This window comes from Pseudoalteromonas sp. 11L1, assembly GCF_055397545.1.
Window position 1 is genome coordinate 1,108,752 of sequence record NZ_AP041141.1, and the last position, 12,856, is coordinate 1,121,607.

Annotated in this window: 14 protein-coding genes and 1 tRNA gene; 9 read left to right on the forward strand and 6 right to left on the reverse strand. The window is 38.4% G+C overall.

The window, feature by feature from the left end; genetic code table 11:
* Nucleotides 1-151 precede the first annotated feature (151 nt).
* Nucleotides 152-227: transfer RNA gene (locus tag ACZ5WS_RS05140), tRNA-Ala, on the reverse strand.
* 165 nt (nucleotides 228-392) lie between these two features.
* Here ACZ5WS_RS05140 and ACZ5WS_RS05145 point away from each other — a divergent pair.
* Together ACZ5WS_RS05145 and ACZ5WS_RS05150 are read left to right on the forward strand one after the other, a co-directional pair.
* Nucleotides 393-779, forward strand: a complete 387-nt coding sequence (locus tag ACZ5WS_RS05145) for a hypothetical protein (RefSeq protein ID WP_138604963.1) — start codon at nucleotides 393-395, stop codon at nucleotides 777-779.
* Between the two features lies 1 nt (nucleotide 780).
* A complete protein-coding gene (locus ACZ5WS_RS05150) occupies nucleotides 781-1,281 on the forward strand; it encodes a prolyl-tRNA synthetase associated domain-containing protein (RefSeq protein WP_055012388.1) in 501 nt (166 codons plus the stop codon).
* Here ACZ5WS_RS05150 and ACZ5WS_RS05155 read toward each other — a convergent pair.
* Nucleotides 1,248-2,396 (reverse strand): MFS transporter, encoded by a 1,149-nt coding sequence (locus ACZ5WS_RS05155; protein WP_464710965.1) that lies wholly within the window; start codon nucleotides 2,394-2,396, stop codon nucleotides 1,248-1,250. The genes ACZ5WS_RS05150 and ACZ5WS_RS05155 overlap by 34 nt on opposite strands.
* A 194-nt stretch (nucleotides 2,397-2,590) precedes the next feature.
* Here ACZ5WS_RS05155 and ACZ5WS_RS05160 point away from each other — a divergent pair, with 194 nt between their 5' ends.
* The 4 genes from ACZ5WS_RS05160 to ACZ5WS_RS05175 all read left to right on the forward strand — a co-directional run bounded on the left by ACZ5WS_RS05160 (nucleotide 2,591) and on the right by ACZ5WS_RS05175 (nucleotide 5,732).
* Nucleotides 2,591-3,130, forward strand: a complete 540-nt coding sequence (locus ACZ5WS_RS05160) for a DUF2058 domain-containing protein (RefSeq protein WP_036980338.1) — start codon at nucleotides 2,591-2,593, stop codon at nucleotides 3,128-3,130.
* A 173-nt stretch (nucleotides 3,131-3,303) separates the two neighbouring features.
* Nucleotides 3,304-3,627 (forward strand): c-type cytochrome, encoded by a 324-nt coding sequence (locus ACZ5WS_RS05165; protein ID WP_036980337.1) that lies wholly within the window; start codon nucleotides 3,304-3,306, stop codon nucleotides 3,625-3,627.
* Between the two features lie 134 nt (nucleotides 3,628-3,761).
* A complete protein-coding gene (locus ACZ5WS_RS05170) occupies nucleotides 3,762-4,529 on the forward strand; it encodes a class II aldolase/adducin family protein (protein ID WP_036980336.1) in 768 nt (255 codons plus the stop codon).
* A gap of 27 nt (nucleotides 4,530-4,556) precedes the next feature.
* Nucleotides 4,557-5,732 (forward strand): mandelate racemase/muconate lactonizing enzyme family protein, encoded by a 1,176-nt coding sequence (locus tag ACZ5WS_RS05175; protein ID WP_054202652.1) that lies wholly within the window; start codon nucleotides 4,557-4,559, stop codon nucleotides 5,730-5,732.
* A gap of 32 nt (nucleotides 5,733-5,764) precedes the next feature.
* On the opposite strand, the gene ACZ5WS_RS05180 is transcribed toward ACZ5WS_RS05175, so the two are convergent.
* From ACZ5WS_RS05180 to ACZ5WS_RS05190, 3 genes are read right to left on the reverse strand one after another with little or no spacing between them, the layout of a single operon-like run.
* Entirely contained in the window at nucleotides 5,765-6,460 is a 696-nt protein-coding gene (locus ACZ5WS_RS05180; RefSeq protein ID WP_464710970.1) for a hypothetical protein, read from the reverse strand.
* Nucleotides 6,461-6,487: 27 nt separating this feature from the next.
* Nucleotides 6,488-7,522, reverse strand: a complete 1,035-nt coding sequence (locus tag ACZ5WS_RS05185) for a hypothetical protein (RefSeq protein ID WP_138604960.1) — start codon at nucleotides 7,520-7,522, stop codon at nucleotides 6,488-6,490.
* A 55-nt stretch (nucleotides 7,523-7,577) separates the two neighbouring features.
* Nucleotides 7,578-8,213 (reverse strand): hypothetical protein, encoded by a 636-nt coding sequence (locus tag ACZ5WS_RS05190; RefSeq protein WP_138604959.1) that lies wholly within the window; start codon nucleotides 8,211-8,213, stop codon nucleotides 7,578-7,580.
* A gap of 214 nt (nucleotides 8,214-8,427) precedes the next feature.
* Between ACZ5WS_RS05190 and ACZ5WS_RS05195 the strand changes: the two genes are divergently transcribed.
* Together ACZ5WS_RS05195 and ACZ5WS_RS05200 are read left to right on the forward strand one after the other, a co-directional pair.
* Nucleotides 8,428-8,820, forward strand: a complete 393-nt coding sequence (locus ACZ5WS_RS05195) for a hypothetical protein (protein WP_464710972.1) — start codon at nucleotides 8,428-8,430, stop codon at nucleotides 8,818-8,820.
* Between the two features lie 23 nt (nucleotides 8,821-8,843).
* Nucleotides 8,844-9,176, forward strand: coding sequence for a hypothetical protein (locus ACZ5WS_RS05200; protein WP_464710974.1), 333 nt, complete (start codon nucleotides 8,844-8,846; stop codon nucleotides 9,174-9,176).
* Between the two features lie 46 nt (nucleotides 9,177-9,222).
* On the opposite strand, the gene ACZ5WS_RS05205 is transcribed toward ACZ5WS_RS05200, so the two are convergent.
* The gene (locus tag ACZ5WS_RS05205) at nucleotides 9,223-10,185 is read right to left on the reverse strand and encodes an FHA domain-containing protein (protein WP_464710976.1); all 963 of its coding nucleotides are present in this window, start codon (nucleotides 10,183-10,185) and stop codon (nucleotides 9,223-9,225) included.
* Nucleotides 10,186-10,306: 121 nt separating this feature from the next.
* Between ACZ5WS_RS05205 and ACZ5WS_RS05210 the strand changes: the two genes are divergently transcribed.
* Nucleotides 10,307-12,853 (forward strand): protein kinase domain-containing protein, encoded by a 2,547-nt coding sequence (locus ACZ5WS_RS05210; RefSeq protein ID WP_464710977.1) that lies wholly within the window; start codon nucleotides 10,307-10,309, stop codon nucleotides 12,851-12,853.
* Nucleotides 12,854-12,856: the final 3 nt, after the last annotated feature.

The window sequence follows — 12,856 nt, forward strand, 5'->3', positions numbered from 1 at the left end:
AATAAATAATAAAAATGCCGGGCTTTGCTCGGCATTTTTGATCTCGATTTAGCAAAATTAAACGACTAAGCAAACAAAGAGATTAAAAAATACAGAGAAATTTATTTAGAATATAAAATAAGGATATTACTTAAAGGAGAGAGTAGGAAAGTGGTGGAGCTAAGCAGGATCGAACTGCTGACCTCCTGCGTGCAAGGCAGGCGCTCTCCCAGCTGAGCTATAGCCCCACATTCCTAATTTACATATACTGTAAATGCTTAAGTGCTGAGTCTCAAGCGGGGTGAACTTTAAATATTTTTACGTTTTTGGTCAAGTATTTTTTCACAAATTTTTCCGTTTTAACTAATTTTTGTTAAACTCGGCCTCAATATTTACTAAAACGATAATACATGATGAAAAAATACGCTTTAGTTTTCATGACTTTTCTTTTTGGCTGTGCCAGCTCGGTAGGTGAGCCTCCATTCGAAATTAATAATAAACAATTTTATGACACTGTTGATGATCAAGGTAACAAGCTTTTTGCCTATGTGGTCTCTGTAAAGGCTAAGAGCCGTGAGCAAATTAATATTAATAAAAAGCTAACCCGAAGCGATGTAAAGCGTTTTGCCGAACAAGAGCACTTTGAAGAGTCGAGCGTGCTTAAGTTACAATTAGAAGATCAAGCGGTAGAGTTTCTTAATAAAGAGCTTGCACAACGTAACTATTGTGCAGATAAGCATGAAATAAACGAAGTGCTATGGCGAGATTTAAGTGTGCAATTAAGAGGGCGTTGTTTGTAGTATGTTAGCGGATAAACAAAAATTAGCGGCGGTGTTAGCCCAACTTGATATTAACTATGACGTGATTGAGCATCCAGCGTTGCATGGTAGCTTAGATGCTGACGAGCTTATGGTGAATCGCCCAGGAACACGTTTAAAAAATCTATTTTTGCGAGATAACGAAGGTAAGCGCCATTTTTTAGTGATCACCGCGCATGATAAACAACTCGATTTAAAATCGTTGTCTAAACAGCAAGGGCTATCGCGTTTAGGGTTTGCCTCTAATGAGCGCTTGGCTAAGTACTTAAAAGTTGCACCAGGTTGTGTGTCAATGCTCAGCTTAATGAACGATAAGCAACGAGATGTAACGCTTTGGCTTGATCAGGATATTTGGTTTGGCGATTTATTTCATTGCCATCCATTTGAAAACACCCAAACGTGGTTATTAACTAAGCCTGATTTACTGCGTTTTTTTGATTTTACTGAACATCAGCCGCGGGTGATGTTTTTACCCTCGCGCTGAGCCCACAAAATAAGACCCAGCCCACATAAGCAAACCGCAAGAAGTGTTGCCATAAATGCGGTTTGCCCGTGTGCTTGATAAACCACCCCAGGTAATAACGATCCTAGTGCGCCACCGCTATAATAAAATGACACGTAACAACCATTAGTAACACTCGGTGGAGCGTGACTAATTTTATTAACCAATGGTGCCGCTGTTGAATGAATTACAAACATAGCGCCACAAAAGAGTGTGAATGCAATTAAAAACAACATCAGTGAATGACTCATTAATAACACAATACTGAGGTTATAAAACAGGAATACCAATGCCAATAAGCGCCAAGCTGAGGTCATTTTTTTTAATAACCACGGGGTAAAAATAGAGGCTAACGCGCCAATTAAATAACCGCTATAAACTAAGCCAATGTCGCGAGTGTTATTAATTAAAAAGGTCTTTTTTAAAATAAAAGGCAAGTAGTTTAATAGCGCTGCAAAGCAAAAAAACATACAAAATATGGCACCATAAAGCTTAAGTGCCGAGCCTTCTTTAAGTTGTTTCATATAATCTAAAGGTGATAACACCTCACTAGAGCGACTCAAAACAAAGCGTTTATGGGGAATGCTAAGCGCGAGTATTATCAACATGGCAGCAATTAAGTAATAAAAACTTTGCCATGACCACAAGTCGCTAAAGAGCGCAGCCAATACTCGGCCAAAATAACCACCGACAATAGTACTACCAATATAAAGAGTCATATTTTTTTGTAATGTATCGGCTTGATAGTTCATACCAATATAACTGGTCATTGCGGTTAAAGCGGCAGGTAAAGTCAGCCCTTGTAAAAACCGAACAAGTAACAGTAGCTCAAAACTAGGGGCATAAATAAATAATAAACAGCCGACACCGAGTAATAACATTGCGATGCGTAAAATTAATAACGGGTTTCGCTTGGCTAGAAACAACCCATACACCAAAGGGGCAATGGCTAAAGGCAGCATAGTGGCAGTCATTAAGCTGCCTGCAATGGCAGGCGCTACATTAAATTCGGTGGCAAATAAACTTAATAATGGCTGTGGTGCGTATAAGACAAAAAAAATAAAAACAGAACAAAGGAGTAAGTGAGATAAGCGCATTGACTGCCGTTAACATTGCTTATTAGTTGAGTCGCATTATATACAAAACTGCTAGGGTTTTCATAAATTAACCTTTATTGCGCTAAATCATGCTTTGTTTTCAGTAGTTTGTTAGATTAATACCAATAGCGCTGTTATTTACGCTCGTTGGTGATTAAAATAGCATTAATATTCGTTTTTAGTGGGAACACGCCATGGGGTCACTACAAGAGCAATTGCTCCAAGCTGGTTTAACAACATCACATAAAGCCAAAGTTGCTAAATCAGAAAAGCGCAAGCAACAGAAAAAGCAAAAGAAGGGAGCGACAAGCAACCCAAATGATTTGCAAAAGCATATTCAGCAAACCAAGCTTGAGCAGCAGCAAAAAGCCGAAGAGCTTAACAAAACGCGCCAAGAAGAATTAAAGCAACGCGAGCAGGTAGCCCGTGTTAAGCAAATTTTAGAGCATCACAATCAAGAGTCAATTCGCGGTGAGCGTACCTTTAACTTTACTTATGAAAATAAAGTAAAGGGTCTTGATGTGAATGAGCAAACGCAAAAGGCGCTTTCGGGCGGACGTTTAGCAATTTGTGTATTAGAAGGCCAGTTTTACGTATTAGAAGACGAGCCTGCACGCAAAGTGGCTGAGGTTGATGAAAAGTATATTGTGTTTCATGTTGAACCAGAGAACAAAGCCAAGGACGAAGACGATCCGTACGCTGACTTTGAAGTACCAGACGATCTTATTTGGTAAGGTGTTATTAAGTATCTGCTCAGCTAAGGCAAGCTAATATTTGTTTTATGAGGGATACACGTATTTGTTCTGATTGATCGTCAAACCTTATCAAGGACGTATGCTTTTTAAAGATTTATTGACTACAATTATCACAACCGTTTTTTTAACCGTAAAAAAGAAGAGTAAATACAATGAGCAAGATAAAAACACTTTTATTAGGCGCGGGTATTGGTTTAGCCGCAAGTTTTTCATTTTCAGCCGCCGCTGCTGATGGCGCTGCACTTTACACCGCTAAAAACTGTCAAACATGTCATGGTGCAGATGGTAAAGCACCTATCATGGCGATGTACCCTAAGCTAAATGGTCAAAACAAAGAGTATTTAGTAGCGCAAATGAAAGACATTAAGTCAGGCGCTCGTAACAACGGTATGTCTATGGCAATGAAAGCAATGGTTGCGACTGTGACTGATGAAGAGTTTGAAGCGATTGCCGATTACCTATCAAAAGTACAATAATCGCTAACGAGACCTTAAAAGAGCCACACCTTTGTGTGGCTTTTTTATTTGGTGATTGCCATCATGCGAATACTCATTTAGACTTCTAAACATCTACAATCACTAGCGCTATGCTGTGTTTTAAAAGGCTTGTTATGTTTGATTTACCCCAGCTCGATTTAAAAAATAAAGTGTCAGAACAAGAGTGGCAACTACGTGTTGATTTAGCCGCATGTTATCGATTAGTTGACCATTTTCGTTGGGGGGATTTAATCTATACGCACCTTTCTGCTCGCCTACCAGGTACGGATCATTATTTAGTAAACGCGTTCGGTTTAACGTTTGATGAGATCACTGCATCTAACTTAGTTAAAGTTGATTTAAATGGCCGAATTATTGACGATACTCCATTTGATATTAACCCTGCGGGGTTCACCATTCACAGTGCCATTCATGAAGTACGCGAGGATGCCCATTGCGTAATACACCTACACACTAAAGAAACCATTGCAGTTGCAACACAAAAAGAAGGGCTGTTACCGTTAAGTCAGTATTCGATGTTTTCATTACCCTCTCTGTCATACCATGGTTATGAAGGCCTAGCGGTGAATGATGATGAGCGTAAACGCCTGCAAACAGATTTAGGTAGCACCAACCATATGCTATTGGTGAATCATGGCGGCTTAACGGTAGGGCCAACAGTAGGTGATGCGTTTATGCGCTTTTATGACCTTCAACGTGCCTGTGAAATACAGTTAGCTATTCAATCAAGTGCACAAGAAGCGATTGCAGTACCACAAGCTATTATTGATAACATTTATAATCAAGCGAACGTTGTTCACAGCGGCAGTACTGGGGGGCAGCTAGCATGGCCTGCCATGTTACGAAAAGCGTATCGTCTTGACCCAAGTTTTGCAAAATAACCGATAAAGGTTAATAAGGAATTTTTTATGAAAGTAAATCGCGTTGAAGTCTTTGATATTCATTGTCCTGAACGTCCTGCATGGACGCCGGTATTTGTTCGCATTCATACCGATGAAGGGATTAGCGGTGTAGGTGAAGCCGGTCTTGCGTATGACTTAGGTCACAGCGCTGCCGCTGCGATGATCAAAGAAATGGCCGATGCCTTTTTAATTGGCCATGACCCGTTTCAAACTGAAAAACTATGGTCACGTATGTTGCGTGAAAGCTTTTGGGGTTTAGGTGGTGGGCCGGTAGTTTATGCTGCAATGAGTGCGATTGATACTGCGCTTTGGGATATAAAGGGTAAAGCACTGGGTTTACCTGTGTATCAGTTGCTTGGTGGTAAAGTTAACGACAAACTACGTACTTATGCATCGCAGTTACAGTTTGACTGGGACAGTGAGTTTAAAGCGCTGGTACAGCCACAAGAATATGCCGAAGCGGCACTAAAAGCAGTAGCGGAAGGTTACGATGCGGTAAAGGTTGACCCAATTCAATACGATAAAGACGGCAACACCTATTACGACCGCACAAATATTATTTCTCGCCCAGAAATGAAACTATACCGCGCTCGTATGCAGGCTATTCGTGAAGCTGTGGGTGACGAAGTTGACATTATTTTTGAATGCCACAGTTTACCTGGTGCGACATCAGCAATTCAAATTGGTGAGATTGCAGAAGAATTTGATTGTATGTATTTTGAAGAGCCGGTGAATTATTTAAACCACTCATTACATGCCAAAGTGGCTGATAAAGTGGCTGTGCCTATTGCAGGCGGCGAGCGCTTATATAACCGTTGGGGCGTGCGTCCATATTTAGAAGATCAAAGCATTGATGTACTCCAGCCAGATATTGGTTTATGTGGTGGCTTTACTGAAACTAAAAAAGTATGTGATTACGCAGATATTTTTGACGTGCGTATTCAGGCACACGTGTGTGGTGGGCCGGTTGCAACCGCGGCAGCATTACATTTAGAAACAGCAATCCCTAACTTTTTAATTCATGAACATCATACTTATGCGATTAAAAAGTGGAACAGAGAGCTGTGCTTACAAGATCCACAACCTAAAAATGGCTTTTTTGAAGTATCAGAAGAACCAGGTCTTGGGATTGAGCTTAACGATGAAATTGTAATGCGTTCACAACGTGTTGAGATAAAGTAAAGCGTTTGTGTAATGCCCCGTTAATCGGGGTATTACCTGATTACTTTGAGGCGATTGTTAATGTTTAAGATGGCTTCACATTCGGTAGTATCATTAAATGAAACGAGTACAGCTCTCTCTAGCCATGGTTCGCGGTCAATTATTTCTCCCCATTTAACGGAACCAAAAGATAAATAAAACTTAAAAGGTGGTACAGGCCACATAAATGCCAAATTAGGTTGGGTATTAACTAAGAATAACCCTGAACCCGAAAGCCCTATTCCAATACCTGCAGCAATGTGAGGGGATGTAGTCTTTGAGTTAGGTACTTCAGAATCACAGTTGATCGTTATTTGATCATTATTGCTTTTTTCAAGTTTGCTAAAACAGTAAGTTAGCTGCTTTTTATTATATTGTAATGTCGTACATCCTTTTTCAGGTGGGTTAACGTTAAGACATTGAGATGCAGCGGCGTTTATTTTAATGCTTCGACTTAATGATAAAAAATTAGGTTCCCTAACATCGCAAATAACGCCAGATTGTAAATGTCTTCCAGGTTGTGACCAAATAACATTGAAGATATCGCTCCATGAAAATCTTATCATCGTATTTGGTTCAGCATATTTGACCATCCATGCAAGTGTATAGAACGAACTATTTTGGGCTTGCTCTTCAGGTAAGGCCATAAATACACAAAAACTAGTTGCATTGCTGGAGTTATTTTTAACTTTTAAAGTATAGTTAGTCATTGCTCTGGCACACCTTCCTAAAAGATATCAAGCCCACTTAATTGTAAATAATTCTGCAATATTGATTGGACGTGTTTCAAGGTCACCCTCTGTCGTGATCTGAGTTTGAGTACTCGCTGCAAGATTAACACCATAGGCTGGACTTCCTTTTTCAGGATTAAGCATATTCACAGGCTTAAAAGTAATGGTATGTTGATGCTCTTTAAATATATCGGGCTCTGTTGTACCCACTAGGTCACCAATATTATTCGAATCACCTGACATTTTACGTTGTTTGGCATTTTTATCTCTACCGGCTGAGTTATCCCAAGCACGGCTGAAATATCCTCTAAAATCAGGTAATAAAGAAAATTCACCTTGCTTGCCAAAGCGATAGTTAATAACCGAGTTTAGCCGTGTTTGATCACTGTTCAATGCAATTGGTATAGTACATAGAGGTAGTTCTTCTGCTGGTGCTTGTTCTGTTGCTACGTACTGCTTTCGCTCACCAATGACACCTGCAACAATACAAGGCAGACTAGCTAAAGCTATATAGCCCTTGTTTGCGAATATTTTTTTTACAGAAATAACGACAGAAGGGGAAGAGCACGAAAGTTCAACAAAAACAGTTTTTGCATCCATTGCAATTTCTAATTCGGTAGATATATTGAGTTCTTGGCTGTTTTGGATTGTGTATGTTCTTTGGACATATGTAATACCGTCTGACAAGCAAAAGTGTAGCTCGCCTGTTCCTTTAACATTTAACTGTGCCACACAGCTAATGTGTTCAGAACATAGAGTTTCTTTCCATCTTGGAAATTCGTGAATATTTTGTCGAAAGCTCATTGTGGCGTTTTCTTCTGTACTGGTAACGATTCGACAGCCGTTATTTTCTGAACTAATTTGTGAACCATTACCTGGATCACTGTATATCCAGCCATCGGGGTGGTTATACTTAATAGGTTGTGTATTCGTTTGATTACTAAAATAACGAAAGTCGTAGTTATACACTAAGTTTTTTTGTTGCATTGCAAATAATAAACTATCTATATCATAAGTATGTTGATTATCTAGAGCAGCCATATTTGATTCCCTCCAATTAATGTGTGCGCCATTAATTAGCGCACACAAATTAGCATTAATTTAGTACTAAAACATTTTGGCTATTTAAGGTTGCGCTCTGCGTTAAAATTCCTTGATATGGAATTTCGAGAGCTCTGCCACTGTTCATGATTGTTTGCGTATCTAAAATTTCGCCAGTTTTGAAGTTACCAGCAACAAGGTAATATTTAGGCTTGGGTGTCCATGTTAAATTCATATTCGGTTGCGTACTGACTAAAAAAGTCCCCGCACCACTCATAGCAATACCGATACCTGCAGCAGCTGATGGAGTGGTGTTTGAATTAGGTACTGTCTCGTCACAATTTGTAAAAATACTGCCACTATTACCTTTTACAGGAGAGCTCATGTTAAAGGCATCATTAACATTGTCGTAGCCTAAAGTGACTGTATTCGCACCATCTAAATCAACTCGTTTTGACTGTGATGTTTTACAGATAACGCCAGGGCGAAGCTCTTGACCTGGTCTTGACCAAATTGCACTGTAGTCAATTTCCCAAGCAAATTCGGCAGTTGTTCCTTGATATGCATACTTGCTAAACCAAGCTAATGTGAATACATTACCGCCAACATCTAATGATGGCTTTTCTTGGAAAATTGCAAATCGTGTTGGGTTAGTTGAGTCGTTTTTAACTAATAATTTATAAATAGACATCCTCGTTTCCTTTTAGTTGTGTTACATCGTGTAAGTAAGTGTGTACTTGGTATGTCAACCAAGTCACCAAAAGATAGGCCTTCTAATTAGAGATTGTTATTACGAAGTATTACCTGCACTGTGTAATACTTTGTTATGGAATATTTCTCCCTAGTATCTAGATTGAGAAAGGAAGAGTGACTTCCTATCAATTTAGATTGCAAAGGAGACAGTAATGAAATTAATTAATTCGGTTATCTATAGCAGCTTTATCAGTTACCTATTTATTTCTGCAACTCAGGCGGCTGCAGACCCAATATGTGATGTAACAGCACAATCTTTTGCTCATATTCAGCAAAGGCATTGCACTGCAGGTGTACAAGCCAGTCAATTTTTGCCTCAGTATTGTGCAACAATTCAAGATGCACAAAAATTTTGCGAACAAGTACAAAATGCAACTAATAAATCACGAACAGTACAGCCTGATTCTCGTATTAGGTATGATGCTAACCTAGGGATGGTAGTTGGTACTCAGCAAGAGAAGTGCGCCCGCTTGATAATTAAGCCAAATGGAGAGGTTGTTACTCAGTTCCCTGAACTAAATGGTGCACCGGGAAACTGTTTTTAATGTCAATTTTGGAATAGATAATAATGAGAAAGGTCGTTCTATCATCTACAACATTTCATCTCGATGAGCCTGAATTTCAATGCTCTTTGACAGATGAGCTTTGGCATGATGGTTATGAGTATATAACTATGTTAAATGATGCTCCTATACTACAGCGGTTTTGGAAGCATCAATATGGCGTAGAGGCTGAAAATCCAATATCAGTTAATATGCTTAATCAGCTTACTGAAGAGCTTGACAAGTGTATTGCTTGTTACCCTATGGAAGAGTCGCTTGTGGCATTTAGCCTTGAATTTAAATTATTGATAAATAAGGCTGTTCGCTACAATTGTTCGCTACAAATAATAGCTCAGTAATCGACCAGTGAATGGCTGTAGCTCAGCTCGTTGCCACAGCCATTTCTTAATTTTTAGGCTCTGTTGATTCACAATTCGCCCCCTTTACAATTGTAAAGCACGTCCCTGCAAAACGAACTTTACCTCGTTTACGTTCAATCAAAATATCAGCAGATAATATATTATTGAAAGAGTCCATAAACTGTTTTCGCGCACGGTGGATCTGAATATTGACATGGCTCTCATTAATACCGAGATCGCGTGCTAATTTCTTAACTTGTACCCAGCCCTGTACATCAGGCTCAAATTTATTTTTGATATCAGTCAATTTATTACGAGCCAGTAATAAAGTAAGATAGTGGTGAGAGCGAACATCTAGGTCAACTAATTTATTATGTTGCCTTATTTTTAATTCGGTTTGCTCTTCATCTAAGCTTAAATTGAACATAAATTTAAGGTTATTAATAGACGTAGGACTTAAATTCAGCGTGTTTTCTTGTGATGCCATTTCTGCTTGAAAAAACAGCCACTGCTGTTCTGCGATTATTATTATTTGGCCATCTTTTAAGAGTGTTAATTGGTGAGTTTCTGTATTTTCATAACACCAAGAGAGTCTCTCAGGGTCGTAATAAATAACAGCTTTGGGGTGTTGGCTATCGGGTAAAAAATGATAAGGTTCGAGCAACATACAATGTGTATTTGTTCCATTGACCGGTAGTAAAAGGTCTCTTGGTGGATCGATAGAAGTTAACTGGTAATCTAAGTTATTTATTTCTGAAAAGCTGATACGATCATTTAGGGCTAATACGGAATTGGTTTGCTTATCAAGTCGTTTACCGTTTAGCCAAATACCATTTTTGCTTAAATCACGAATGTACCAGTGTGGTTTAACCCACTCTATTACAGCATGAATACGTGTCACTTCTGGGTAGTTTAATAAGGTGTCAACAGAGTGGGCTAGCCGACCAAAACGATGAAAGTCGCGCAGATAAAAGCTCATATTTGAGTTTAACTTAGTCAGTATAGCCATACAGCTCTCTTTTGGTCTTTTAGTAAATAATATTACACTATCATATTGTATATATTGACTTTGCATTTAATTAACATTAAATACTAGACTAATTATTTACATATGATGGATCGAATAGTTTGTGTTAGAGGATTATTACAAACAAATACAAGTTTTGGCGCAAGGAGGAATGAGTACGATATACCTTGCAACAGATCTAGAGTTGAATAGACAAGTAGCCCTCAAAGTTATGAAATTAGCTGGAGATAATACTGAGCGAGCCATCATCGAAGCAAAGTTAATTGCAAGCTTAAATCACCCAAATATAGTGCAGCTTTATAAGATAATTCATCGGGATGAACAAATTTTATTAGAAATGGAGTATGTTAAAGGAACGACCTTATCCCATTTAATGAAAGAACAGAGTCTCACTCTTACTAAAAAGTTAGAAATACTTATTCATATCAGCGATGGCCTAGCTGCAATTCATGATAAAGGCATACTACATCTCGATTTGAAACCTGCCAATGTATTAGTTAGTGATGAAGACACAGTTAAAATAACAGATTTTGGTATCTCAAAAATTAAAGGGGCTGAAGCGACAAATATAGGCACTGATTATGGCAGTTTAAAGGCAATGTCGCCTGAACAATTGAATAATCAAACTATGGATTTTCGTAGTGATTTGTTTTCACTAGGGCTAATAGCTTATCAATTATTAACAGGCTACCATGCCTATTCAAAACAAGCATCGAGTAATATAGGGCAAGATTTAGCAAAACAAATAATGTCATTTCCTTGTAGCGCAAGTTATGAATCGATCAAAGAGTTATCTGCCGATTTAGTGCCTTTACTTAAACAATTATTAGCATTCAAAGTTGATAAACGACCTGAAAGCGCTCGTGCCGTAGCATCTCAGTTTAGGCGGATTTTAGACTCACTTAGTTTTGAAAGCCTGACTGTAGATGTTAAAAGCTATCAAAATAATAACAACGTAAGTAAACGTTTTTTCAATAGAAGATTATTTCTTACTGTGGTTCTTTGTCTGTTATTGAGTGCGGGGAGCTGGCTTTGGTATTCATCGAAAGCGATAGAGAGGATAGCTTTGATGCCAGTAGAATTTACAGTGAGTAGCCAAGTTACGGATACACAAAAGCGCTTACTTAGTCTTGGCGTCAAAGATGCAATAACCGAATATGTACTTGCGGATCGCAAGTTTGCTTTAATTTCGAGCAAGGAAGTTACACAAACACAATTAATACTTGGTAATGATGCAGGCCTAAATAATTTAGCTGCTGCGCTAAGAGCTACTAAGCTACTGATTCCTGTATTAGATTGTAGTCTTTTATCTTGTGACTTTACACTAAACGAATTAGATAAAAACGCCACAATGGTAGGCACAATACGAAGTGCAACAGATAAGGAAAGCTATCTAAATATTTATAACTCAACACTATCTTCGATACAAAACTTGCTTAGTTCAAGCATCCTGTCAAATAGGGAACTGTTATTGTCAGATGAGTTTATCAGGCAATATGTATCTTTAGTTACCCTAACTGCGAATGATTTAGGTAGTACTCAAAAGCAACGTGCCATGGCTGAAGCCTTGTTATTGCAACAGCCAGATTTTAAGCCCTTATACCCTTTATACCGAAAAATAATTTTACGACTTTATAAGTCTTCCAAAAATATAGCGCTCATAACAAAGTTACAATTTCAACTTGAACGAGCGCCAACTTCATACAGTGACAGTCCTGCTTATTTAATTGACCTACTTGAAATATATCAACAAACGGGGGAGCACATTAAAGCCGAAAAAATTATTAGCAGAATTCAAAACTCATCATTAGAGGAATACCAAAGAGAAACTATTTTGGCTATTTATTTTAAGCGTATAGGTCGCCTTGAAGAATCTTTAAAGCATGCGAAAATGGCATATAAAATAAGGCCAACTTTATTAGCGACAAGAAACCTTGCAATAGCGTATCTCACATCGGGGAAACGTGCTAACGCATTAAAATATTTAAAGGAGGTATTAAGTTATAACCCTAACGATATTGTAACGCTAAAAACAGTCGCTGATGTATATTTATTATCGGGTGACTTGAAGGCTGCAGAGAATAACTACCAAAAACTGATAGATTCGGGGCGGCAAAGCGCTTCTATTTATAGTAATTATTCAATTACTCTTTCTCTACAAGGTGAGTTTACCAATGCATTAAATTTTGCTCAAAAAGCGATGATGTTAGATGCCAAAACAACTACCTTACAACTTAACTATGCCGATTTACTTCATTTTAAGGGCCGCTTTACAGAGGCCGAAAGCTTATATTTAGAAGTCAATAAGCAGCTTGATTCTTCGTCGCAGAACGTTGCAGAACAACTTGAAAAAGCACAAGTGTTGATTCATTTAGATAGAAATCAACAAGCAATGAACCAGATTGAACAGCTGTTAGCTACTAATTCTAATTTGGCAGAGGCATACTTTGTTAAAGCAATGCTACAAAGCTTGTTGAATGAAAAATACTCGGCGTTAGCATCAATAGAGCAAAGTATAAATTTGGGGTGGAGCCCAGTTTTTTACCGTTTACAATGGTTTAAGGGGTTATGCTCTGAAAATAAGCTGATGAGCTTAATAGGTAAAGAGCATTATAACTTTTTATGTCCAGTAAAAAATAGCGCAGAGTAAGCT

Excerpts from the sequence above, each read along its gene's own strand:
- ACZ5WS_RS05170 (WP_036980336.1), top strand. The coding sequence starts at position 3,762 with ATGTTTGATTTACCCCAGCTCGATTTAAAAAATAAAGTGTCAGAACAA.
- ACZ5WS_RS05195 (WP_464710972.1), top strand. The coding sequence starts at position 8,428 with ATGAAATTAATTAATTCGGTTATCTATAGCAGCTTTATCAGTTACCTA.
- ACZ5WS_RS05205 (WP_464710976.1), bottom strand. The coding sequence starts at position 10,185 with ATGGCTATACTGACTAAGTTAAACTCAAATATGAGCTTTTATCTGCGC.
- ACZ5WS_RS05175 (WP_054202652.1), top strand. The coding sequence starts at position 4,557 with ATGAAAGTAAATCGCGTTGAAGTCTTTGATATTCATTGTCCTGAACGT.
- ACZ5WS_RS05155 (WP_464710965.1), bottom strand. The coding sequence starts at position 2,396 with ATGCGCTTATCTCACTTACTCCTTTGTTCTGTTTTTATTTTTTTTGTC.
- ACZ5WS_RS05185 (WP_138604960.1), bottom strand. The coding sequence starts at position 7,522 with ATGGCTGCTCTAGATAATCAACATACTTATGATATAGATAGTTTATTA.
- ACZ5WS_RS05165 (WP_036980337.1), top strand. The coding sequence starts at position 3,304 with ATGAGCAAGATAAAAACACTTTTATTAGGCGCGGGTATTGGTTTAGCC.
- ACZ5WS_RS05160 (WP_036980338.1), top strand. The coding sequence starts at position 2,591 with ATGGGGTCACTACAAGAGCAATTGCTCCAAGCTGGTTTAACAACATCA.
- ACZ5WS_RS05190 (WP_138604959.1), bottom strand. The coding sequence starts at position 8,213 with ATGTCTATTTATAAATTATTAGTTAAAAACGACTCAACTAACCCAACA.
- ACZ5WS_RS05200 (WP_464710974.1), top strand. The coding sequence starts at position 8,844 with ATGAGAAAGGTCGTTCTATCATCTACAACATTTCATCTCGATGAGCCT.
- ACZ5WS_RS05145 (WP_138604963.1), top strand. The coding sequence starts at position 393 with ATGAAAAAATACGCTTTAGTTTTCATGACTTTTCTTTTTGGCTGTGCC.
- ACZ5WS_RS05150 (WP_055012388.1), top strand. The coding sequence starts at position 781 with ATGTTAGCGGATAAACAAAAATTAGCGGCGGTGTTAGCCCAACTTGAT.
- ACZ5WS_RS05180 (WP_464710970.1), bottom strand. The coding sequence starts at position 6,460 with ATGACTAACTATACTTTAAAAGTTAAAAATAACTCCAGCAATGCAACT.